Raw genomic sequence first — 22892 nt, forward strand, 5'->3', positions numbered from 1 at the left:
AGCCCTTTGATTAAAACCACAACCATCGTAGTGTTATGAAAAGACAACTACTAAAACAGTGATATCATGATAGAAAAAATAATTTCATGGTCTATACGGAACCGGTTCTTTGTCTGGATCGGCATTATCATGATCGTAGTTGGTGGCATCTACTCCATAAAAGAGACGCCGGTAGATGCATTGCCCGACCTTTCCGAAAACCAGGTGATCATTTATACAGAATACATGGGGCGAAATCCAAAGATCATGGAAGACCAGATCACCTACCCGTTAGTCTCCAACCTGCAAGGCATACCCAGCATCAAGTCCATCAGAGCAGCATCCATGTTCGGGATGAGTTTCATATTTGTCGTGTTCAAGGATGACGTGGATGTTTATTGGGCAAGAACCAGGGTTTTGGAAAGGCTCAATTATGCGCAGAAATTCCTGCCACAGGGGGTTACGCCTTCTTTGGGGCCGGACGGTACCGGGCTGGGTCATGTTTTTTGGTACACACTCGATGGAAAGGGTTATAATCTTGGGGAACTCAGGGCGCTGCAAGACTGGTACGTAAAGTTCGCGCTTCAGAATGTGGAAGGTGTCAGCGAAGTGGCTTCCTTTGGCGGCTTCCAGAAAGGCTACCAGGTTACAATAGATCCGCATAAGCTGGTGTACTATGGGGTTTCACTCATGGATGTAACCCGTGCCGTCTCCGCCAATAATAAAGATGTCGGGGGCAGCTTGTATGAGATGAACTCAACCGGCTATTTGATCCGGGGTCAGGGCTATATTACCAGCCTCGACGACATCAAGGAAATCCCTATCGGCACCTACAAATCCATACCGATTACACTGAGTGATATTGCGGAAGTGCAAATGAGTCCCGATCTGAGGCTCGGGATCGTTGATGAGAATGGCGAAGGAGAAGTGGTCGGAGGCATTGTTGTGGCCAGGTTCGGGGAAAACGCGAAGGACGTGATTGAAAGGGCAAAGGCCAAAATGAAAGACATTGAAAAAGGATTGCCTGCCGGTGTCAAATTCAAAACGGCCTACGACCGCAGCGACCTCATATTGGCTGCAATAGATACCCTCAAAGAGGCCCTTTGGCAGGAAATACTGATTGTTTGTATCGTTGTCATCTTATTTCTCTTTAGTGGCAAAAGCGGGCTGGTCGCGATTGTTTCCATTCTCCTGTCGGTACTTATCGGATTTATCCTCATGAAATTATTCGGGGTTACAGCCAATATCCTCTCATTGGGCGGTATTGCGCTTGCCATTGGTGATGTGGTAGATCCCGGTATTGTCATGGCAGAGAATGCCTACAGGATGTTAACCAACAGAGTTCTTAACGTAGAAAACAAGTAACCAGGTATGGCAAGCGAAAAACAAACGAAAGTAAAAGAACGAATAGGCCACACCAGGGAGATCCCTGAAGCGGAAAGAGTGGCTATTATAGAAGAATCATCACGGACGGTGGGCCGCTCGGTATTTTTTTCTGTGGTGATCATGGTCATCTCCTTTGCACCCATTCTTTTCCTGACCGGCCAGGAACGGAAACTCTTTGCACCGCTGGTGCTTACCAAAACGTTTTCCCTGATCGGTGCGGCCATTCTTGCCATAACGGTTGCGCCGATGTTAACGCGCACTTTGATGAAATGCCGCTTAGTGCCGGAAAGCAGAAACCCCGTATCCAATTTCTTTATTCTCCTTTATCAGCCGGTGGCAAGATGGTGTTTGAAATGGCGCAAAACAGTGCTGGCCATGTGTTTCGTACTCATTGCAGGAAGCGTGCCCCTGGTTATGAACCTGGGGACAGAGTTTATGCCACCGCTGGATGAAGGCTCTTTGTTATTAATGCCCGTAACCTTACCGGATGTATCCAATTCAGAGGCTAAACGCATCACCCAGTTACAGGACAAGATCATCAAAGACTTCCCGGAAGTGGATAATGTACTTGGTAAAGCCGGACGCGCCTATACTGCCACAGACAATGCGCCCATCAGCATGATCGAGACGATCATCGTGCTGAAGCCAAAAAGTCAATGGCGCAGTGGGATGACCAAAGAGAAACTGATCAAGGAAATGAATGAAAAAGTGCAGATACCCGGTGTTGTTGTCGGCTGGACACAACCGATCATCAATCGCATCAATATGTTATCCACCGGTATCCGGACAGATGTGGGCGTTAAAATCTATGGAAGTAACCTTGACAGCATTTATAACATAAGCCGTAAGGTAGAAGCGTCCCTCAAAGGAATTGAGGGTTTGGAAGATCTGTATGTTGAGCAACTCACCGGAGGCAAATATCTTGATATTAAGATCAGGAGAAAGGATGCTGCCCGGTATGGATTGAATATTGACGACGTGAACATGGTTATTGAAAGTGCGTTGGGCGGCATGATCCTCACCACCACCGTTGAAGGCCGGGAAAGGTTCAGTGTAAACCTGAGACTGGCGCAGGAATACCGCAATGATATTGACGAGATCAAACGCATTCCCATCCAAACGATGAAGTACGGGGTATTACCACTTTCTTCCGTTGCGGATGTAAAAGTATCGGAAGGGCCTCCGATGATCAATTCTGAAAACGCCATGCTCAGGGGCACAGTGCTTTTCAATGTGCGGGGAAGGGATATGGGCAGCGTGGTAAACGATGCCAAAAAAAGGATAGAAGAAACCTTCAAACAACTTCCCCAGGGTTACTATATAGACTGGAGCGGCCAGTATGAGAACCAGGTAAGAGCAGAGCAGCGGTTAAAGGTAATCATACCGATTGTGATGCTGATCATCGCCTTCATTCTTTACGTCACCTTTAATTCATTCAAGGCAGTGGCTATTGTGTTTATCAGCGTGCCGGTGGCGCTGATGGGCGGTGTATATTCCCTGTACTACTATAATGTCAATTTCTCGGTGGCTGTAGCAGTGGGTTTTATAGCATTGTTCGGTGTTGCCGTGGAAACGGGCGTACTGATGATCGCCTATCTGAATGACTCCATCAAAAAGCTTGTAACAGCTAAAGGGAACGGCCCTGAAAACATCAGCGATGATGATCTGAAAGAAACTTTCCTGCTGGGTGCTACCCAACGGGTGCGGCCACTGCTCATGACCGTTTTAGCTAATATACTTGGCCTGATACCCGTAATGACCGCTACAGGAACCGGTAGTGATGTGATGAAGCCAATTGCGATTCCCTTTGTATTCGGCCTGATCACCTCCACGCTGTTTGTCCTTATTGTACTGCCGGTAATCTATAATCTTTTAAAAGAATGGGAACTGAAAAAGCATGGCAAACTGGTGGTGCTTGAAATCAAAGACTAAAACCCGGATTCATGAAAAGTAATAAGCTATATACAATCTTCCTGCTGCTGATCGCTTCTGTAAATGTTGCGGCACAAGACAGCGTGAAGCTGAGCATGCAGGAAGTTTTTACCGCTATAGACAAATCCTATCCCCAGCTTCAGTATTACGACGCTAAAATAGCTTCCATTCGTTCGCTGGTTGACGGTGCAAAAGCATGGATGCCGCCCACCGTGTCACTGGCCTTTGACCGGTTCCCTTACCGGCTGTCCCTGATAAAGGAAATGATGCCCGATAACCAGGCGGGTATGATGGTGTCCGTGCAACAGATGATTCCCAACGCTGCCAAATTAAATGCAAAAAAAGATTACCTCGGTTCCCTGGAAAATGTACAGCGCAATGACGCTGAGTGGCAGCGAAACACCCTGCATTTTGCCGCAAGGCTTTATTACTACCGGCGGTTTATTGCCGAAAACAAACTAAAGACCATTCAACAATACCGCGACCTGTTGAAGATACTGATCCAAACAGCAAAGGATAAATACACCTATAACCAGTCTGACCTGCCGGCAATATTCAAGGGGGAAGCCGCGCTGAGCGAACTGGAAAACATGGAAACGATGAGCCTGGCGCAGATCGCGGAAAGCAATATCGGCCTTAATACCCTGATGAGCCGTGACGTGAATGCCCCGTTTGCCATTGACACGCTCTTGCTGCCTGTTGACTACCGGGCAGATTACCTGATGGTCAACGATACCTCAGCACTTTTGAGAAACGATATTCTTTCTATGGAGAGCCGCATCCGTTCTATGAAATTCAACCAGAAATGGGCCGCTACCGGCTCCCGGCCCGACTTCGGTGTGCAAATATCACACGGGCAGATGTTCGGCATGCCCAACCAGTTCTCCATCATGGGAATGATGACCATTCCCATTGTGCCCTGGTCATCGAAGATGTACAAGTCCGATGTACGGTCTATGGAGTTTGAGATTGATGCCATGCGGAAAGAAAAATCAACCATGCAGCTTATGGCCACACAAATGGTAAGGGAAAAGATCACCATGCTGCTCTATGAGACCAGGCAGTTGGATAACTATGATAAAAATGTAGTGCCTTCCTACAAAAAGAACCTGGAAAGTAACCTTTTGGCCTATCGCCAGAACACAGGTAACTTCTTTGTACTGCTGGATGCATGGAACATGCTGCTCATGAAGGAACTTGAACGTACCGATAAATTGGGACAGGTGTTTACGATACAATCTGAATACGAATATCAACGGGAAATAAAATAGCATGTGTAATCATAATCAACATACCAGCTTCAGCGGGCACAAAAGCCGGGTATATTTTATATGCATCGGGTTTGCTCTTGTGTTGCTTGCCTGCAACAATCGCAGCGCAGATCATGGTGCGCATTCCGGCGGCGCAGATCATGCCACTATGAAGGACAGCAGCGGCATGAAAATGAGCGGGGTAAAGGATAGCAGCAACGCCCATGCTGCGCATGGCAGTATGGCTGGTATGGATATGCCCGGTGAACAGGCGTCCACTGATACGATAGCGGATGAAACGTACTGGAATACCCTGCCCACCAACCGAACCGTGATCTCTACCCAACAGGCAATAGAACCGCTTGACCAACCGGCGAGCTTTACGGTTCACGGTAACGGGTATATTGACTTTGACTACAGGCGCAACCGGAAAGTACCCGTTCGCGTTGGCGGCAGGATTGAAAGGCTGTATGTAAAATACAATTACCAGTATGTGCGCAAAGGCGAAAAGATACTGGAACTCTACAGCCCCGACATAAGCACTTATATCGAAGAATTGCTTTACCTGCAAAAGTCTTCCGGCGACAGTATTCTCGCGGGCAGGGCCAGGCAAAAGCTCTTATTGCTCGGGCTTACCTCCAGCCAGGTAAAACAGATTGAAAAATCAGGGGAAGCGCCTTATACCATAGCCATTTACAGCCCTTTTGAAGGATTTGTGCTTTTTGATCCATCGGCACCGTCAGCTATGGCCGGGGGCGCAGGTAATGACGCAGGAATGGGTGGTGGAATGGCCGGCAGTACTGGTTCGTCGGCGGTAAGTCCGGCTACGCGGTTAAGCGATAATAGCATTCGTGAAGGGATGTACGTGAGTAAAGACCAAACCCTTTTTTGGATCAATGATTTCAGGGAAGCATGGGGCATAGTGGCATTTACCAAAGAGAATGAAAAATATATCCGCAAAGGCCAACCGCTGTCCATTACCAGCGAACTGATGCCGGAAAAGAGCTTTACAACCAATGTTCAATTCCTGGAGCTGGTGTATCAGGGCGGGCAAAAATTCAGCCAGGCAAGGGTGTATTTACCCAATACCTCGGGGATACTTAAACAAAATTCCCTGATCACAGCCACGGCATCCGTAACTGCCAGTTCCCTTACGGTTCCGGCAGGCAGTGTCTATTATCTTGGAAAGGTAGCCATTGTGTGGGTGCGGGCCGGTGTCACAAAGGACGGAAGCAACATCTTCCAGTCAAGGGTGGTACGGATCGGTCACCGGGATAACGAACGCGTCGAAATACTGCAAGGACTGCAAAAAGGAGAATGGATAGCCAGGGATGCTGCTTACCTCGCAGACGGGGAGACAATTATCAAATATTAATGCTGTAGGTATGAACAAGAAAATATGGATGATCATTACTGCGCTACCGCTCATTGTTTCCATTGCTTCATGCACCGGAAAGGATGGGGATGCACAAAAGCCGGAACATAGCCAACATGGCGCGGACGCACCGGCACCAGAAAAAATGGAGATGGTGACGCTTTCAAAACGGGACGAACAGTATGCCAACATTACGGTGGACACGGTAAAGAGGCAGGCTATTTCGGAATATACCACGCTGGTAGGCACTACCAGCATTGACGAACGTAACGTAAGTGTTATCACATCACGCATCAGGGGAAGGCTCGAAAAATTATTTGTCCGCAATCCGCAGGAAAACATCAGCAAGGGCATGCCCTTATATGCCATCTATAGTGAAGAGTTATTGTCTGATGAAAATGAACTGCTCAATGTACTGCGGCAGGAGGTGCAACTCGCCGATATGAAGCAGGTAATGGCGCAACTGGTGGAAGCGGCGAGAAAAAAATTACTGTTGTGGGGATTATCGAGGGAGCAAATCACACAGATCGAACAAAGCGGCGAAGCCTCCCCTTTGATTACCATCCATAGCCCTATCGGGGGCACGCTGGTTGACCTTTCTGTAAGCGAGGGTCAGTATGTGGAGATCGGAACCCCGCTTTTCCGGTTGGCAGACCTGTCACAATTATGGATTGAAGCCCAGATGTACACCGGTGAACTCAGGTGGTTAACGGAACAGCCCATCATTACTGCGGATTTTGATGCCTATCCCAACCAGGTATTTTCCGTTACACCGGTGTTCGATAATCCTTCCGTGGAACCAGATCAAAAGATCAGCCTTGTAAGATTTCTGATCGGTAACAAAAGCGCTTCGCTAAAGCCGGGTATGATGGCATACGTCAATATTAAACGGAATCAAAAATATACGATGGTCATTCCCAAGTCTTCCATCCTGGTCGGCAACATGGTAACGGCATGGGTGAAAAAAGGCGATGGGATGTATGAAAACCGGGTCATTCAATTAGGCATTCAGAATAAAAAGGAAGTGGAGGTGACCGGTGGCCTCAAGGAGGGCGAACTGGTGGTAACCAGTGGCGCTTACCTGTTAAACAGCGCATTGGTGCTGAAGAAGGGCACCGGCATGGAGGGAATGAAGATGTAACAGCGTCTCCAAATCGCCAACAACAGAAGGAAAGTATTGCGCCAGCCCTGGACTTCATTGCCAAAGAAAACGGAGACAGACAGGTGCGGATAATTTGTAAACAGTGACTAAAACCGAGCACGTCAGTAATACTGCTTTGACTTAATAAATAAGATATGTTACTACAAGAATTTAATAAGGTGAGCAAACCCTGGTCAGTTGACCGCTCAACCATCCTGAATGAACTGGATACCACGCAGGAAGCCGGGCTTACTGCGGCGGAAGCCGAACGCAGGCTTTCCATTGCGGGGTACAACAGGATTGAATCGGGGAAAAAAGTAAGCCCGCTCATGATCCTGGTCAACCAGTTTATCAGCCCGTTTGTGCTGTTATTGGCCATTGCTGCAGGGCTGTCGTTTTTCTTCCAGGAATGGCTCGATGGGATTGCCATCATCGCCGTGATTGTGATCAATGCCGTCATCGGGTTTTTGATGGAGTTTCAGGCGGAACGCTCAATGGAAGCCTTGAAAAAACTAACCACCGTACCGGCCCGCGTGCTGCGAGATGGGACGCTTGGTGCAATATCTTCCGAGGAGCTGGTACCGGGTGATATTTTATTTGTGGAAGGCGGAGACATGGTTACAGCAGATGCCAGGCTGATCAGTTCGGCTCAATTACAATCGGATGAATCCGCACTTACCGGCGAGTCCTTGCCGGTGGAAAAACAGACCGGCCAATTGTTGGAAACAGTTCCCCTGGCCGAACGGGACAATATGCTGTACAAAGGCACTTTTGTAACAAAAGGAAATGGTTTTGCCGTTGTGGTGCGCACCGGCATGGCCACCGAATTGGGAACCGTTGCCCGCATGGTGCAACAGGCGCAGCAATCGGCTACACCGCTTGAAAAGAAAATACAGAAGCTCAGTAAGAACCTGCTATGGATCACCGTGGGGCTTTTGGTTGCCATATTTACTGCCGGGATATTAAACGGGAAGGATTTTGTACAGATGCTGGAAACCTCCATTGCCCTTGCCGTTGCCGCAATTCCTGAAGGGCTGCCCATCGTTTCCACGTTAGCGCTGGCATTCGGCATGTTACGGATGGCCAGGCACCAGGTCATCGTAAAGAAGCTGTCATCGGTGGAAACCCTGGGTGGTACCAACGTGATCTGCACCGATAAAACCGGGACACTTACACAGAACAAAATTGAAGCGGCCTTCATTGAATTTAAGGAGGGCAGCTCCCGCATAGAAGTGGACGTTGCAGGCTGTGTGATACGCTTTAAGGATAATGATCAGTTGCCCCATTATCCGGCTTATGCGCATTTGCACCAGATTGCCGCCCTGTGTAACACCGCAACGTATCAGTATGATGCTACCTCGGCCAAAGAATCGGGTGACCCGCTGGAAGTGGGACTACTCAAAATGGTCTATTGTTCACCCGTTAAACCGGATGAATACCAACGAACTTTTTCAAAAATAAATGAAGTGCCTTTTTCTTCCGATACGAAGGTCATGGCTACCCTTCACCACAAAGACAGTGACTATTATGTAGCCGCAAAAGGAGCAGTGGAAGAACTATTATCCTGCTGTTCATCCGTACTGGAAGGAAGTGATGTTATTCCACTGACTGAAGAAAGAAAAACAACATGGCTATCCAATGCCGAAAAGCACGCCCAATCCGGGTTAAGAATGCTGGCTTTTGCTTTTAGAAGCGCTGATGCGGAAGAAGAAGATTTCTTGCATCATCTTACATTGGTAGGCGTGGTCGGCTTTTTAGATCCGCCCCGCCCAGAGGTACGTGCGGCCATTCAGGAATGCAGATCAGCAGGCATAAAAGTGGTGATGATCACCGGAGACCACCCGGCCACCGCTAAGAACATTGCCATGCAATTGGGGCTGGCAGAAGAAAGCGATGAGGTAGTTCACGGAAACAGCATGAAGCCCTACGATCAACTGACGTCGGAGGACAAGCAAAAGTGGCTGCAATCCCCTGTATTTGCGCGTGTATCTCCGGAACACAAGCTGGACCTGGTGACCCTGTTCCAGGCAAATAAAATGGTAGTAGGGATGACCGGCGACGGCGTTAATGACGCTCCAGCCCTGAAGAAGGCAGATATCGGTATCGCTATGGGACAAAGGGGTACGCAGGTGGCGCAGGAAGTAGCAGATATGGTCCTGAAAGATGATGCCTTCTCATCCATCGTCCTGGCCATCAAACAGGGGCGGGTAATTTTCGATAATATCAGGAAATTTGTGATCTACCTGCTGTCCTGTAATCTCAGTGAACTGCTGATCATTGCCACTGCATCCATTCTGAATTTGCATTTTCAGCTTTTTCCGCTCCAGATACTTTTCATCAATCTTGTAACAGATGTATTGCCAGCGCTTGCCCTCGGTGTCACCGAAGCGCCTGCGCATATCATGCAGCGAAAACCTTATTCGGCCGGTACACTGATCATTGATAAAAAAAGATGGACAGCCATTTTTGCCTATTCTACGGTAATCTCCATTACCACCATCGGCGCGGTACTTACCAGTCACGAGTGGCTGCACAAGCAGGAAGGATGGAACGGTGAGCTGTGTAACAATATGCTTTTCTATACCCTTATTTTTTCGCAGATACTCCACGTCTTTAATATGTCATTTGAAAAGGGCGTTGCATTTTATAAATCAGAAGTGTTCCGCAACAGGTATGTATGGTATGCAGTGCTGGGATGTATAGTTATAGCGTTGCTCTCTTACTTCCTTGTTCCGTTGAGAAAAGTCCTTGAAGTTTCAATTTACGGATGGCAGGATTGGTCAATCGTCATTGTGTTCTCCTTTCTTTCACTCATTATCAACCAGGCTTTAAAAAGAAGCCGCTGGATTATATGAGCTGTGAACGGATAACAAGTTGTAAGCAACCTTAAAGACAACAGCAAAAACTCAATAGCACATGCGGGATAACAACAGAAATATAAATGTTACAAAGGCATCCGGTATCAGGGTGCCCTTCAATAAGAACAAATTGAAACAGTCGCTGCTCCGCTCAGGAGCCAGCAGCCAGCAGGCTGAGGATATTGCCAATGAAATAGTGAACAGGCTGGTAGATAATATATCTACTAAGGAAATCTACAGGAAAGCTTTCCGGTTATTGAAAGACAGGTCGCGTCCAATGGCTGCAAGGTATAAACTGAAGCGTGCCCTGATGGAATTAGGCCCTTCGGGTTTCCCCTTTGAGCAGTTCGTAGCAGAATTACTGACATACAAAGGGTATAAAACTGAAGTTGGCGTAACCATACAGGGGCATTGTGTGAAGCACGAAATAGATGTTATAGCTGAAAAGGATGACCAGCACTTTATGATCGAGTGCAAGTTTCATAATCAACAGGGTTATATATGCGATGTCAAGATTCCCCTGTACATACAATCCCGGTTCCTGGATGTGGAGCGCCAATGGAAACAGATCGACGGGCATGACAAGAAGATCCATCAGGGCTGGGTGGTTACCAACACCCGTTTCTCAGACGATGCCGCACAGTATGGCAGGTGTGTGAACATGAACCTGGTCAGTTGGGATTATCCTAAAAATAACGGCATAAAAGACTGGATCAACCTGTCTGGACTCCATCCCGTAACAAGTCTTACCACGCTCACCGGAAAGGAAAAGCAAGCGCTGCTCAACAGGAAGATTGTTTTATGTAAGGCCCTGCATCATGGTGAGGGTATTTTGGAAAGCATCGGCGTAAGACCACCCAGGTTGCAAAAGGTATTGGAAGAATGCGCTGCACTGTGTCAAGCGCTTGAAAAATCATATAGATACTAATACAACAGATATGGAAAAATCAGGTTTAAAAATACAATTTTTAGGTGCTGCGCAAACAGTAACCGGCTCCAGGCACCTTGTTTCCGCTTATGGCAAAAACATCCTGGTGGATTGCGGCATGTTCCAGGGACTAAAGGAACTCCGGCTGCTTAACTGGCAACCGCTCTCTTTTCCTGCTAAAGACATTGATATCGTTTTACTGACGCATGGGCATTTAGATCATACCGGTTTCCTCCAGCGTCTCGTAAAGGAAGGCTTTTCAGGTAAGATCATCGCTACGGCCCCTACACTCCAGATCGCGGAAATTATTTTAAAGGACAGCGCAAAAATCCAGGAAGAGGACGCCTTGCGGGCTAATAAGCATAAATACACTAAGCATAGCCCCGCTGTTCCGCTTTACGGGCTGCAGGATGTGGACCATACACTGCCGCTTTTTCAGACCGCGCCATTGAACCAGTGGGTGCCGTTTGGCGAGCAGATTAGTTACAGGTTCAGGTATAATGGACATATCCTGGGAGCAACCTTTATCGAGCTGCGGATCGGGGAGAAAACGATTGTGTTTTCAGGCGATATCGGCCGCAAACAAGATCCGCTGCTTTTTCCACCGGAAAAACCTGAGAAGGCGGATATCCTGTTTATCGAATCGACCTATGGTGACCGGCTCCACCCGAAGGAACCGGCAATGGATATTTTAGAACGCATTATCATTCGGGCTGCATTAAAAAAAGGCACCATCGTCATACCAAGTTTTGCTGTTGAGCGCACACAGTTGCTGATGTACCTGTTCTGGCAGTTAAAACAAAAAGGAAGATTGCCCGATATACCGATTTACATGGATAGCCCGATGGGCAAAAATGTACTGGAGGTATTTCACAAAAATGGCACCTGGCATAAGCTGTCTGTCGATGAATGTTCGCAAATGTGCGATACGATCCGGCGTATAACAACGCTGGAAGAAACAAATGCACTGATAAACAGCAAGCAGCCGAAAATTGTGATCGCAGGAAGTGGTATGGCAACCGGCGGACGGGTATTGAGCTACTTTGCAAAGTACCTGGGCGATACGAATGCCACAGTACTGCTGGTGGGCTACCAGGCAGAGGGAACACGGGGCCGCGCTTTACTGGAGGGTGCAAACGAAATTAAGTTGTATGGCAAATATTTCGCGGTCCGCGCAGCCATAGAAAACATCGAAGGCTTATCCGGCCATGCTGATCAGCAGGAACTCATTGAGTGGCTGCAAGAGCTGAAGCAACAGCCTCAAAAGATATTTATCGTACATGGAGAGCCGACATCTGCAAAGGCGCTGAGTGACAAAGTGAAAGAGGTTTACGGATGGGCGTGCGAAATACCCGCATTAAATGACACCATAACAATCAATGAATAAATGGAACATCATCATTCCTACAACACGTTAAGGGTTAAATCTATCGGTATTGATACGTACCGGGAGAACATTGTCTACATGCGTGCTGATTGCCACATATGCCAATCAGAGGGCTTTACAGCACTCACCCGCATAGTGATACACCACCATGAAAAAACCATTGTAGCAACCCTCAACGTGGTTCACTCAGATCTGCTTGCCGTGGATGAAGCGGCATTGTCAATGGAAGCCATGAAAAGGCTGGACGTTGTTGATGGGGACTGCCTCACGTTCTCCCACCTGGAGAACATCAATTCCCTGAGCTATGTACGGGCGAAAATGTATCACGATCAACTGACGGAGCAACAGTTCAATGAGATCATGAAGGATATCGTTGCAGGGAAATATTCTAACATTGAACTGGCTGCATTTATTTCAGCCTGTTCTGACGATAACCTTTCAGTACCTGAGATCATCGGGCTTACAAAGGCCATGATCAATGCAGGACAAAGCATCTCCTGGGAAAAATCCGTGGTACTGGACAAGCACTGCGTGGGCGGACTGCCCGGTAACCGTACCACACCTATTGTTGTCAGCATTGTTGCCGCAGCCGGGCTGACGATTCCAAAAACCTCATCAAGGGCCATTACTTCCCCCGCAGGAACTGCCGACACGATGGAAGTGATAGCACCGGTTGATCTGGATATGGATGAGATCAAAAAAGTCGTTGAAAAAGAAAATGGCTGTATTGTGTGGGGCGGTGCTGTAAAACTAAGCCCCGCAGATGACATATTGATTTCAGTGGAGAAATCGCTGGACGTAGACAGCCAGGGGCAGATGATTGCCTCCGTACTGTCAAAAAAATCGGCAGCCGGTGCCACGCATGTAGTCATAGATCTCCCGGTAGGTAAAACAGCCAAAGTACGCACGCATGAAATCGCCCTCCAACTGCAACATGATTTTGAATCGGTGGCACAGGCCATTGGCCTGCAATTACAGGTCATTATCACCGATGGACAACAGCCGGTAGGAAGAGGTATTGGTCCTGCATTGGAGGCAATGGATGTGCTGGCTGTTTTGCGCAACGAGAAAACGGCTCCAACGGATTTGAAGGAAAGGGCTATTACGCTTGCAGGTGCGCTCCTGGAATTATCAGGCAAATATGCACCCGGAACCGGTAACAATATGGCCAGAAGCATTCTTGAAACCGGAAGCGCCTGGGCAAAATTCCAGGCCATTTGTCAAAGTCAGGGCGGTTTCAGGGAACCTGCATTTGCACCCTACCATTTTGAAGTCTGCGCGGACAAGGAGGGCGTTGTTACCGCAATAGACAATCGTAAACTGGCGCGGGTAGCGAAGCTGGCAGGAGCGCCGCAGTCGGCCTCAGCCGGCATCCTGTTCAATGCGCCCCTCGGCAAAAAGGTGAGCGTGGGCGACACGCTGTTTACCCTGTACGCCCATACAAAAGGAGAACTGGAGTACGCCCTTACTTATTTGAAAACGGATAACATCATTACTATCGAATAAAAAAATCAAAACAATGGAAACAACATTTAAAGATAAAGTAGCCATAGTGACCGGGGGAAGCTTTGGCATTGGCAGGTCAGCCGCCATAGGTTTTGCCAAACGGGGAGCCAAAGTAGTTATTGCCGACTGGGTGGAAGATACTGAAACACTCCATCTTATTCAGGCTTTAGGAGGTGAAGCCCTGTTTGTAAAATGCGACGTATCCAGCACCGAAGAGGTCAGGGAAATGGTGGCTACAACAATTAAAGCCTTTGGCCGCCTGGATTACGCTTTCAACAATGCCGGTATTGAAGGGGTTACTGCCATCACCCATGAATGCACGGAAGAGAACTGGGAAAAAACCATCGGGATCAACCTGAAAGGTGTCTGGCTTTGCATGAAATATGAGATACAGGAAATGCTGAAGCAGGGAAAAGGCGCTATCGTGAACAATGCTTCCATCGCTGGGCTGGGCGGATTCCCCGGATCTCCCGCTTACGTGGCAAGTAAACACGGCGTACTCGGTCTGACCAGGACTGCTGCGCTGGAATATGCCAAATCAGGTATCCGGGTAAATGCAGTTTGTCCGGGAGTTATTCAAACCCCGATGATCGACCGTTTTACCGGAGCGGATCAGGAAACCGTGAAGCAGTTTGAAAGCATGGAACCGATAGGCAGAATGGGACAGCCGGAAGAAGTGGCCGAGGCCGCTATCTGGCTGTGTGCTGATGCCGCTTCCTTTGTGACCGGCAACGCTATGACCGTTGATGGCGGTTGGGGCGCTCAGTAACACAGCGGTTAACCTGAACTGTTGACCAGCACAGCATACTGTTATAGAAAATGATCTTTATTTTTTTAAAACTATTGAGTCAATGAAACCCATAGTATTTGCCCTACCGGGAAACGAAACGTTTGCACAGCAACTTGCTACAGCTTTAGAAGCTGATACCGGGGAAACCACCATACGCAATTTCCCTGACGGCGAAACATACGTCCGCGTATTGACCGACGTAAGTGGCAGGGAGGTGATCTTGGTCTGTACGCTTGATCACCCTGATGGCAAATTGCTGCCATTATATTTTCTTTCTCATACGCTAAAATCGCTGGGCGCAAAATGCACCTGTATTGTAGCCCCGTATCTTGCCTACATGCGGCAGGATAAGGTCTTCCATCCAGGGGAGGGAATAACCTCAGCATATTTTGCCAAACTGATTTCTGGTTTTGCAGAAAGACTTTTTACAATTGATCCGCATTTACACCGGAGATCTTCAATGGCCGAAATTTATTCGGTTCCCTGCATGGTACTGCACGCATCAACTCTTATTTCGGATTATATCCGCGATCATATCGGCAATCCCCTGTTGATAGGGCCTGATAGTGAAAGCGAGCAATGGGTTTCGCAGGTCGCTAAAGATGCCAATGCTCCTTACATAGTGCTGGAAAAAGTAAGAAAGGGGGATACGGAAGTAAATGTAACCGTTCCGCAGGTTGAAAAATACAAGGATCACACCCCGGTATTGGTGGATGATATCATTTCCACTGCACGTACCATGATAGAAACGGTGAATCACCTGAAAAAAGCAGGAATGAAGCCGCCGGTCTGTATTGGTGTACATGCCGTTTTTGCCGGTAACGCTTACCAGGAACTCCAAAATGCCGGAGTAGACAGCATTATTACCTGTAATACTATTGCGCATGCCTCCAATGCACTGGATGTAACAGCACTAATGGCTGCTTCCGTAAACAAGATTTTCCTTTCGTAACTTTGGCAAGGATAATCGTAACAAATTCAATGTCTGTAAATGAACCCTTTAGTATGGTTACCTTATTTATCAAGAACATGGTTTGCGACCGCTGTGTACTGGTCGTAGCCGGTGAGTTAAAGAAAATTGGCATAAATGCCCAAAAAATCACGTTGGGAGAAGTGACCCTTGAAAAGGAACTTACGGCCGATCAAAAGGAGCAGCTTGATCAAGCTTTGCTTGACCTGGGGTTTGAACCTATAGACAGTAAGAAGGGACGCATCATTGAAAAAATAAAAACGGTGATCATAAACATGGTACATCATAGCGACCATGATGAAAAAACCAATTTATCCGATTTATTAAGCAAAGCGTTGCATCATGATTACAATTACCTGTCCAATCTGTTTTCGGAAGTGGAAGGTATCACTATTGAAAAATACTTTATCGCTCAAAAAATTGAGAAGGTTAAAGAATTACTGGTGTACGACGAGCTTTCATTAAGTGAAATTGCTTTGCGTATGCATTACTCCAGTGTTGCCTATCTGAGTAACCAATTCAAAAAAGTTACCGGTCTTACGCCAAGCCATTTCAGACAAATCAGGGAAGAAAAGCGGAAACCGTTGGATAAAGTCTAATTTTATAGGCTAAACCAAATTGGTGTTACGAAGTAGCGGCCTTCCGCAAATGACAAAAGCAAAAGATGGACTGGTGTTTCTTCCCTTGTTTTTCTCCTATCTCCACCGCCAATCAAAGGATTGTTTTGCAGGATCTGTTACCTGGCTATATCTAAAAAGCTGGATGTAAAAATGTGGAAGAAACACGCTATTTTAATGCCCTGTTCGGTACCGTAAAACTCATTAAAGCCATCAAAGATGAATAGCCATCTTCATTCAATCATCCAACAGTATAAAGCTGACAGGGAATCAGTTTATAATACCTGGTTTACTAATAACGAAGAACGTTTGAAAGCATTCCGCTCCATCCGCAGAGGCGTACAGCAGATAGTGGATGATATTAAAAACAAGAAATTCGGAAATGATTTTAAAGGATCTTCTCTCGAATTTGTGCTCACCTGTATCACCGAACAAAAGCAGGTGTTTGAGGGAGCTGCGCACCCCTTCTATTGGAAACCCAAGCTGAGAATCCCCGACATTTACGAAAATGAAACAAATAAGCAGCACTTTGGCCAGTTCCTTGAAAATTGCCTGAATGCAAAAGCAGAGGCGCAAATCATTAAAGAAATTATCCGGCTGGACAGCTACAAGATAAAAGGACTGGGGCCTGCCGTGTCGAACATTCTTTATTTTCTGCATCCCACCATTGTACCACCCTTTAATACAGCTATCCTGAATGGATTCAATTATCTGTTCAAAGACAGGAAGAAATTAGGAAGTTGGAGCGAGTATCTGGCGCTGCGGGAAGTGTTGATCGATACCAATAAGCAATACCGCTCGGAACTTTCGCTGGATTTGGGAGCGATTGCAGGATTGCTTTTTGAAATAGGCACCCAAAAAATCATATTGGGTACAGATGAATATTTATCAGAACCAGAGAGAAAGAAATTGGAAAAGCTGATTGAAAAAAGGCGAGAAGAAGTAGAACATGAAAAAGAGGAAGAGGATCTGCATACAGAAATGCAGTATCACTTACTAAAAATTGGTCACGCTTTGGGGTATGATGTCATTGCGGCTTCCAATGACCGCTCCAAATCACATTGCGGCAACAATTTTTCGTTTATTTGTTTGCACGCATTTCCGGAGATTGATTTAGACCGGGAAACATTGAATACCGTAAAACTGATTGATGTATTATGGTTTCAAAAAGCAACCAATAATGTCATTGCGGCCTTTGAGGTGGAAAAAAGTACCAGCATCTATTCGGGTATCTTACGGCTTACAGATTTGAGTTACACGATCGCCGATGATGACGAAGTCTTTTATCTGATCGTACCTGATAAAAGAGAAAAGGACGTGGTGGGGCAATTGTCACGGCCGGCCATAAAACAGAACAAGGTAATGATCAAGTATATTCTTTTTTCCGATTTGCGCCAACATTGCGACGCCCTCTGCAAATTTGGCGACAGCCACCTGATCATGGAAAAAATTGCAAGAAACGTGGCAACCAGGTAAGCCTGCTCTACACCCAATCATTGTAAACAAATCAGGGAAGATAAACGCAAACCACCGGATCGGGTATGGTACGCTTAAAGTCAGTTCCTGAATAATCCCTGTACCCTTGTGTCACTGTGGTTTATTGGTAAAGCGCTTTAACCATCCTGCCGGGCCGGTTAAATCAAAAATTTACATGTCAAACGATTTGGATACAACTAAAAGCAGTTTGGATACATGCAAGTCCTGATTTGATGGCAATTTTGCAGAGTAAAACTTAAACAGTACATTATGCAAAAGACAATTTTCATCACAGGAGCATCCGCAGGATTAGGAAAAGCCAATGCCAGGTTGTTTCAGTCAAAAGGCTGGAAGGTTATCGCAACCATGCGCAACCCGGAAAAAGAAACTGAGCTGACGAAACTTGACAACGTATCCGTATTACCACTCGACATAACAGATGTGGCTCAGATCAGCTCAACAGTGGATAAGGCCCTTGCTTTGGGTGATGTGGACGTGGTTTTTAACAATGCAGGCTATGCCCTCAGCGGTGCTTTGGAAGCACTCAGCGATGACAAGATCGTTCGGCAGATCGATACAAATCTTTTGGGAGCGATACGTGTAACGCAGGCATTTATACCCTATTTCCGCCAGAGAAAGGCAGGGCTTTTCATTACGACCACATCCATCGGCGGCATTTATACATTTCCGCTAAGCTCCCTGTATCATGCCACGAAATGGGCACTGGAGGGATGGAGTGAAAGTATGTCCTTTGAGCTGGCTGCTTTTAATATCGGTATCAAAACCATAGCGCCAGGTGGCATTATAACAGACTTTATGGACAGATCGCTGGATGCGTTACGTGGCTTTTACGGCACCATAGGCGGAACAAAAAATGGCTTTAGCTGGAATGCCTTTGGTACTTATAAAGGTGCACAAGACTACAGGAACAAGTATGATGGCTATGTCTTCAATTCAAAATTCTATAACAAGAACTTTGGCGGCATGGCAGGATACAGTGGCAATTGGGGATACAGCCGTTTGACGGTAAGTAATTTCGACCAGCATATCGGCATGACGGAAGGCGACCGTGACAGCGCCACCGGCCAGTTTGTAAAAGTGCTGCCGGGTGGCAATGAAGGCATTGCAGACGATAATGACTTCAAAAGGATAAGTATGGAAATTCCCTACCAGCGTATCCGTCACTTCAAGATCGCTTCGACTAATAAATTCAGGATGGGCAGCCATAGTGTTGACCTGGTACTGGGTTATCAGCATAACCAACGGCAGGAGTTTGGAGATATAGATGCCCCGTCCACCCCCGGCCTATGGTTTAATTTGCAAACGGTCAATTATGCGTTAAGCTGGCATTTGCCTCAAACAAAGAATTTCAAGACAACAATCGGCGTAAACGGCATGTACCAGACCAACCAGAACAAGGCAGCCGAAGTATTAATACCCGATTATAACCTGTTTGACATTGGCGGATTTGTTTTCACCCAATACACCAAAAACAAATTAACTGTAAGCGGTGGCATTCGTTATGATACCAGACATGATGACGGTAAAAGCATGGAAGTGGGTGGTACGGAGAAGTTCTCATCCTTCACACGAAATTTTTCCAATATTTCGGGCAGTGCCGGTCTCAGCTATGAGGTATCTAAAAACCTCGCTTTAAAAGCCAACATCGCCCGTGGATTTCGCGCTCCCAATTTCGCGGAACTGGCAAGCAATGGGGCACATGAAGGCACCAACCGGTATGAGATCGGCGACAATAGCCTCAAATCAGAAGTGAGCCTGCAAGGAGATGCAGGCATGGAGTTGACCACAGAACACGTAGCACTCGATGCCAGTGTTTTCTACAACCGCATCAACAATTTTATTTTTTACGAGCGTGTACCCAACAGCACCGGTGGCGACTCTACGATAACCGATCCTGAAAGCGGCGACGAGTTGAACCTGTATCGGTTCGCCCAGCAGACAGCAAGCCTGTACGGGGCGGAATTAAGCCTGGACATCCACCCGCATCCCCTGGATTGGCTGCATTTTAAAAATACCTTCTCTTATACACGGGGTAAATTTGCGCAGGCGCTGGACGGTTCGGATAATATCCCCTTCGTGCCTGCCGCACGCCTGATCACATCGCTTGGGGGAGACTTTTTGCACAAGGGCAATGTGGTCCGTAATCTCCACGTAGGCATTGAAAGCGATTACAATTTTGCACAGAACAATGCCTTTACCGGATACAACACAGAAACGGCCACACCCAGCTATTGGCTGGTTGGGGTCAATGTAACTGCTGATTTTGTGAGCAAAGGCAGAACCCTTTTTACCCTGAGTGTAACCGGGAACAATCTTGGCGACATCGCCTATCAGAACCATTTGAGCCGTTTCAAATATCTGGCGGTCAACAATGTTACCGGCAGGCAGGGTGTATTTGCTATGGGCAGGAATTTTGGTTTCAAAATAAACGTGCCACTGAACTTTAACTGGTAACCAGTGAAGAAGGTAAAACAAACAGGCTGTTTCCCGTGCGGATCAGCCTGTTTTTGCTTTGGCAACATGAAACGGAATAGCAGCGAACAGTATCCCTGGCACAGGTTAACCCTGTTCCCTGAAATTTTATAAATCAATTCCAAAATTTCGTAATAGTAGCCACTGGCATTATGGTCAAATTTGCATTATTCAATAAAGCAGCAAAATATGGCGACAGATAATAATAAAGAAATCATCTATCTGCCTTTGGAAAACGTAGAGAGTGACCATTGCGCATCCATCGTTGACAAGGGGCTGGCACAAGTCAAGGGGATCACCACCCATAAAGTAGAGCTGAACAACCGCAGGGCCGCCATAACGGTAAATGACCATGAGGCAATACCCGAAGCGGTGAAGGCAGTAAAGGATCTCGGGTATAACATTACCACTGCTAAAGGCGCTTTTCCTGTCCTGGGCATGACCTGTGCATCCTGTGCCGGAAGCGCTGAAAGTATCGTAAAATACCAACCCGGCGTGGTCAGTGCATCTGTCAACTTTGCAACCGGGAATCTTACCGTAGAATATCTCCCGAATATGACCAGCGCTTCAAAGTTGCAAAAAGCGGTACAATCCGTAGGTTACGATTTATTGATTGAAGATGAAACCAGGCAGCAGGAAACATTGGAAGCGATCCACGCCCAAAACTTCAGCAAGCTGAAGACTAAAACCGTATGGGCAATCATCCTGTCTTTACCCGTTGTAGTGATCGGGATGTTCTTCATGGATATACCTTATGCCAACCAGATCATGTGGGCATTCGCTACGCCTGTTGTGGCATGGCTGGGCAGGGATTTCTTTATCAATGCCTGGAAGCAGGCCAGACACCGTTCCGCCAATATGGACACGCTCGTGGCGTTAAGTACGGGGATCGCCTATATCTTCAGCGTATTCAATATGCTGTTTGCTGACTTTTGGCATCAGAGAGGATTGCATGCGCACGTATATTTTGAAGCCGCGGCCGTAATCATAGCATTTATCCTGTTAGGGAAATTGCTGGAAGAAAAGGCCAAAGGAAATACATCATCGGCCATTAAAAAACTGATGGGTTTACAACCTAAAACCGTAATGGTAATCCAGGCCGACGGGTCAGAAAAGCAGACCGCCATTGAAGAGGTAAACGCGGGTGATGTGATACGGGTAAAGCCCGGTGAAAAAATCGCTGTAGACGGTATGGTAACATCCGGCAGTTCGTATGTGGATGAAAGCATGTTAAGCGGCGAGCCGGTCCCGGTACTTAAAAATGAAAACGAAAAAGTGTTTGCAGGAACGATCAACCAAAAAGGCAGCTTCCAGTTTAAAGCAGTGAAAGTAGGTAAAGAGACGATGCTTGCCCACATCATCAAAATGGTGCAGGATGCACAGGGAAGCAAAGCGCCTGTTCAAAAATTGGTAGATAAAATTGCAGGTATTTTTGTTCCGGTTGTCATGGGTATTGCCATCCTGACCTTTTTGCTATGGCTGGTGCTGGGTGGCGATAACGGGATCGTACAGGGATTACTGGCAGCCGTCACCGTACTCGTCATTGCCTGCCCCTGTGCATTGGGACTGGCCACGCCTACGGCTATCATGGTAGGTGTTGGCAAAGGAGCAGAAAAGGGTATCCTCATTAAAGATGCGGAAAGCCTCGAACTGGCCAAGAAAATAAATGCCATCGTACTGGATAAAACGGGAACTATTACCGAAGGAAAACCACAGGTGACCGGCATCCAATGGCTGAATAATGACGATGCTTCCCAAAATGTGCTGTTGAGCATTGAAAAGCAATCGGAGCATCCATTGGCAGAAGCAGTGGCAAAACACTTTGAAGGGGTACGGGCTACCTCTTTATCCCTGTTCGACAGTATTACGGGTAAAGGGGCAAAAGCCAATCACAACGGCGAAACCTATTTTGTAGGTAATAAAAAGCTGTTGGCAGAAAACAAGATTGTCATTGCTGGCGAATTACAAGACAAAGCCGAAGAATGGGGCAAACAGTCCAAAACCGTTATCTGGTTTGCAAACAGCAAACAAGCTCTTGCTGTCATTGCCATAGCCGATAAGATTAAAGACACATCAGTACAGGCCATCAAAGAAATGCAGGATATGGGCATTGACCTGTATATGCTGACCGGGGATAATGAAGCTACCGCAAAATCCATTGCAGAGCAGACAGGCATCAGGCATTACAAGGCCGAGGTATTGCCACAGCACAAAGCCGATTTTGTAAAAGAACTGCAACAGCAGGGTAAAACAGTGGCGATGGTAGGCGATGGCATTAATGACAGCACCGCTTTGGCAACAGCCGATGTAAGTATCGCAATGGGCAAAGGCAGCGATATAGCAATGGATGTTGCCAAGATGACCATCATCTCCTCAGACCTTACCAAGATACCACAGGCAATACGTTTGTCAAAACAGACAGTAGCCACTATCAAACAAAACCTGTTTTGGGCGTTTATTTACAATGTAATTGGCATTCCGATAGCCGCAGGTATCCTTTATCCTGTGAATGGCTTCCTGCTTAACCCCATGATTGCAGGGGCGGCAATGGCACTCAGCAGCGTAAGTGTAGTCAGCAATAGCCTGCTACTGAAATGGAAAAATAGGTAAGGATAAAACGCGTATTATACCGTCCATAAAAACATACAATGTGCATATAAATCTACTGGCATTGGGGATATTTGGGTCCAACTTTTAAAAAGGCAGGGACTTGTTTGCCCATTATCAACGCAGGAGACGTAATTAAACTAAAGAGAGCGTTAAGCTGGCTAATGGCACAGTTTTTACCCTCTTTACTAAAATCT

13 protein-coding genes and 1 pseudogene are annotated in these 22892 nt (G+C 46.9%); all 14 read left to right on the forward strand.

Annotated features, from left to right (window positions below; translation table 11 throughout):
- Positions 1 to 66 precede the first annotated feature (66 nt).
- The 14 genes and pseudogenes from MD536_RS07365 to MD536_RS07430 all read left to right on the forward strand — a co-directional run bounded on the left by MD536_RS07365 (position 67) and on the right by MD536_RS07430 (position 22698).
- Positions 67 to 3297, forward strand: a pseudogene (locus MD536_RS07365) (efflux RND transporter permease subunit).
- An 11-nt stretch (positions 3298 to 3308) separates the two neighbouring features.
- Entirely contained in the window at positions 3309 to 4568 is a 1260-nt protein-coding gene (locus MD536_RS07370; RefSeq protein WP_239597226.1) for a TolC family protein, read from the forward strand.
- Between the two features lies 1 nt (position 4569).
- Entirely contained in the window at positions 4570 to 5922 is a 1353-nt protein-coding gene (locus MD536_RS07375; protein WP_239597229.1) for an efflux RND transporter periplasmic adaptor subunit, read from the forward strand.
- A 10-nt stretch (positions 5923 to 5932) separates the two neighbouring features.
- Entirely contained in the window at positions 5933 to 7063 is a 1131-nt protein-coding gene (locus MD536_RS07380; RefSeq protein WP_239597231.1) for an efflux RND transporter periplasmic adaptor subunit, read from the forward strand.
- A 155-nt stretch (positions 7064 to 7218) separates the two neighbouring features.
- Positions 7219 to 9918: a cation-translocating P-type ATPase gene (locus MD536_RS07385; protein WP_239597233.1), complete on the forward strand. Its 2700-nt coding sequence runs from the start codon at positions 7219 to 7221 to the stop codon at positions 9916 to 9918.
- A gap of 61 nt (positions 9919 to 9979) precedes the next feature.
- Positions 9980 to 10849, forward strand: coding sequence for a restriction endonuclease (locus MD536_RS07390; protein WP_239597236.1), 870 nt, complete (start codon positions 9980 to 9982; stop codon positions 10847 to 10849).
- A gap of 10 nt (positions 10850 to 10859) precedes the next feature.
- Positions 10860 to 12236, forward strand: a complete 1377-nt coding sequence (locus MD536_RS07395; RefSeq protein WP_239597239.1) for an MBL fold metallo-hydrolase RNA specificity domain-containing protein — start codon at positions 10860 to 10862, stop codon at positions 12234 to 12236.
- Positions 12237 to 13742 carry a thymidine phosphorylase family protein gene (locus MD536_RS07400; protein WP_239597241.1) on the forward strand — a complete coding sequence of 502 codons (1506 nt, stop codon included), beginning with the start codon at positions 12237 to 12239 and terminating at the stop codon, positions 13740 to 13742.
- Between the two features lie 13 nt (positions 13743 to 13755).
- Positions 13756 to 14511 (forward strand): SDR family oxidoreductase, encoded by a 756-nt coding sequence (locus MD536_RS07405; RefSeq protein ID WP_239597244.1) that lies wholly within the window; start codon positions 13756 to 13758, stop codon positions 14509 to 14511.
- An 82-nt stretch (positions 14512 to 14593) separates the two neighbouring features.
- On the forward strand, positions 14594 to 15484 hold the full coding sequence (locus tag MD536_RS07410; RefSeq protein WP_239597247.1) for a ribose-phosphate pyrophosphokinase: 891 nt from the start codon (positions 14594 to 14596) through the stop codon (positions 15482 to 15484).
- A gap of 53 nt (positions 15485 to 15537) precedes the next feature.
- Entirely contained in the window at positions 15538 to 16101 is a 564-nt protein-coding gene (locus MD536_RS07415; RefSeq protein ID WP_239597250.1) for a helix-turn-helix transcriptional regulator, read from the forward strand.
- Between the two features lie 237 nt (positions 16102 to 16338).
- Positions 16339 to 17595 carry a type II restriction enzyme NmeDI-related protein gene (locus MD536_RS07420; RefSeq protein ID WP_239597253.1) on the forward strand — a complete coding sequence of 419 codons (1257 nt, stop codon included), beginning with the start codon at positions 16339 to 16341 and terminating at the stop codon, positions 17593 to 17595.
- A 270-nt stretch (positions 17596 to 17865) separates the two neighbouring features.
- Positions 17866 to 20070 (forward strand): SDR family NAD(P)-dependent oxidoreductase, encoded by a 2205-nt coding sequence (locus tag MD536_RS07425; protein ID WP_239597256.1) that lies wholly within the window; start codon positions 17866 to 17868, stop codon positions 20068 to 20070.
- Positions 20071 to 20277: 207 nt separating this feature from the next.
- A complete protein-coding gene (locus MD536_RS07430) occupies positions 20278 to 22698 on the forward strand; it encodes a heavy metal translocating P-type ATPase (protein WP_239597259.1) in 2421 nt (806 codons plus the stop codon).
- Positions 22699 to 22892 lie beyond the last annotated feature (194 nt).

It is taken from the genome of Flavihumibacter cheonanensis (assembly GCF_022352215.1).
In the GTDB taxonomy this organism is placed as follows: Bacteria; Bacteroidota; Bacteroidia; order Chitinophagales; family Chitinophagaceae; genus Flavihumibacter; species Flavihumibacter cheonanensis.